Genomic DNA, 2,477 nt, shown 5'->3' with positions numbered 1-2,477 from the left:
GTACGCCGCATTCTGATCATCGCCGATGAAACCGCCCTCCCCGCCGCCGCAGGCATTCTTGAAACTCTTGATGACCTGCCGCTCAAACCCAGGGTCGAAGCGCTGTTCGAAGTGCCTCGCAGTGACGACGTTCAGCCGCTGCCCCAAGCCGCTAAGCTGCACTGGCTGGCCCGCGATGCTGAACACGGCTGCCAACACGGTGAGCTGCTGATGAGAGCAGTGCGCGATATTGATTTACATAAGGAAATTCAAGCGCTAGGCGGCGTGCCTACGGCAGCCACTAGCAACGACGAAAGCGACGATGAGGACGGCCCACTCTGGGAACCCGCCACCCTGGATGACAGCGCGCCCTTCTACGCTTGGATAGCTGCTGAAACCAAGGTCGCCATGAAGTTGCGCCGCTACCTGGTTAACGAGTGCGGGCTACCCAAACAGTACGTCACCAGCATGGGCTACTGGCGCCAGGGCAAGGCCAATGGTTAAAGGCATGGCAAACAGCACGGCATTAAACAGTGATCTCACAAGCAAGCCAGCTCAAACGCCTATTGGCTGGCGAGACAGCCCCAACTGCTATGGGCGGATCAGCCGTACACTTCACTGGTTGACCGCCGCGCTGGTCACGCTGCAATTTACCGTGTTGCTGGCCTGGAGAGGAATGGGCGAAAACGCTATCACGCTGTTCTTGGCGAGCATCGGGCCTCACGGCTCATTAGGATTTATGATTCTGATCGTGACGCTGGCGCGCCTTGGCTGGGCATGGGTCAACCGCAAGCAGCGTCCTCCGCAGCCGCTCGGATGGGATGGCCGCATAGCACGCCTTGTACATATCACTTTTTATGCGCTCCTGCTGTGGCTGCCTGCTTTCGCCATTTTGCGCCAGTATGGCCGCGGTGGAGCGCTGCGCTTTTATGGCATGGAGCTGCTACCCGAAGCGGAACGCGACATCACCTGGATGGTCGCCCCCGCCGAGCTCCTTCACGGCCCGCTCTCGTGGCTGCTATGTGGATTAGTCATCGGCCATATCGCGATGGCGCTGATGCATCGCTTCTGGCTCAAAGACCGGGTACTGGCGCGTATGGTGGGGGCAAGGGGCCGGTGAAGCGTTGAAAAAAGCCGCCGCACAGCTTTCGAGTAGCGCACAGCGCAACACTGCCGCCTACTCATCCCCTCGCAAACGGCTGCGTGGTTGGCTGGGGTGGCAAGCGCGGCCTAAGGTCAGGCATAATCCAACGAATCTCAATCCAACTGTTCAAGGCTCCCTAGTTCCCCCTGTGCGGCCTGGACATGGGTGGGTATTCACAGAGCATGATTCGACCGCATGGACTACGACTACCTCGCCAGTCTACGTAAATACCATCCCGCTTGGCGGCTGCTGCTAGCCGACCACGCGCCGCTGATCATTGCCTTCGTGCATCGCAGTTTTATCGAGCCCAATGTGCGCAGCCTGCCGGAACAGGAGCTGGCGGCGACGCTGGAAGACTATCTGTTCCACCTTCGCCTGGGGCTGGGCGAAGGACACTTTCCCAAACCCGCGCGGGAGTATCTGAATACCTGGGCCAGCGATGAGCGCGGCTGGCTGCGGCGCTATTTTCCCGCCGATTCGGACGAGCCGCATTACGATCTGGTACCTGCCGTCGAGCAAGCCGCGCAGTGGCTGGCAGGGCTTGAACAGCGCACCTTCGTGGGAGCTGAGTCGCGGCTGAAGCTGGTCTTCGATCTGCTGCGGGACATCTCCCAGAACAGCGAAACGGATCCAGAGACGCGAATTACGGAACTGAGCCGCCGCCGCGCCGCCATTGACGCAGAGATTGAGGAGATTCGCGCCGGCCATATGGCGTTTATGGATCCCACGCGGCTACGCGAGCGCTTTCTTCAGGCCACCGACACGGCTCGGGCGTTACTCGCCGACTTTCGCCAGGTGGAGCAGAATTTTCGCGACCTGGACCGCCAGGTACGCGAGCGGATCGCCACCTGGGAGGGCGGCAAGGCCGCGATACTCGAGGAGGTACTCGGCCAGCGTGATGCCATTACCGATTCCGACCAGGGCCGCAGTTTTCGTGCCTTTTGGGACTTCCTGATGTCCGCCGACCGCCAGCAGGAGCTCACCGAACTGCTGGAGTCGATCCTGGCGCTGAAGCCGGTCGCTGAACTGAACCCCGACCCGAGACTGCGCCGCATCCACTACGACTGGCTGACCGCCAGGGAGGCGACCCAGCGCACCGTGGCCCGGCTCTCCGAGCAGCTGCGACGCTATCTGGACGACCAGGCCTGGCTGGAGAACCGGCGTATCATGGATCTGCTGCGTGGGCTGGAGCAGCACGCCCTGGCGGTGCGCGAGGCCATACCAACCACCCCTTTCATGGCCGTGGAGGCACCGGCCCCCGACGTCCAGTTGCCCATGGATCGGCCGCTGTTCAGCCCTCCCATCAAGCCGCGTATCGAGCAGGCCCCGCTCGAGGAGGGAACCGCGGACATCA

The 2,477-nt window shown here is 61.8% G+C and carries 3 protein-coding genes; all 3 read left to right on the top strand.

Annotated elements, in window-relative coordinates; all coding sequences use genetic code 11:
- Nucleotides 1–483 (top strand): siderophore-interacting protein (locus tag JI62_RS14480; protein ID WP_141101337.1); only part of this gene is annotated, 483 nt, incomplete at its 5' end.
- Between the two features lie 4 nt (nt 484–487).
- A complete protein-coding gene (locus JI62_RS14475; protein ID WP_240513258.1) occupies nt 488–1,099 on the top strand; it encodes a cytochrome b in 612 nt (203 codons plus the stop codon).
- Nucleotides 1,100–1,318: 219 nt separating this feature from the next.
- Nucleotides 1,319–2,477: DUF3375 domain-containing protein (locus JI62_RS14470; protein WP_088700818.1), on the top strand; the 1,159-nt coding region annotated here is incomplete at its 3' end.

It is taken from the genome of Halomonas campaniensis, assembly GCF_002211105.1.
In the GTDB taxonomy this organism is placed as follows: Bacteria; Pseudomonadota; Gammaproteobacteria; order Pseudomonadales; family Halomonadaceae; genus Vreelandella; species Vreelandella campaniensis_A.
Note: the sequence above shows the minus strand (reverse complement) of the source record. Positions and strands in the feature narration are given on the sequence as shown.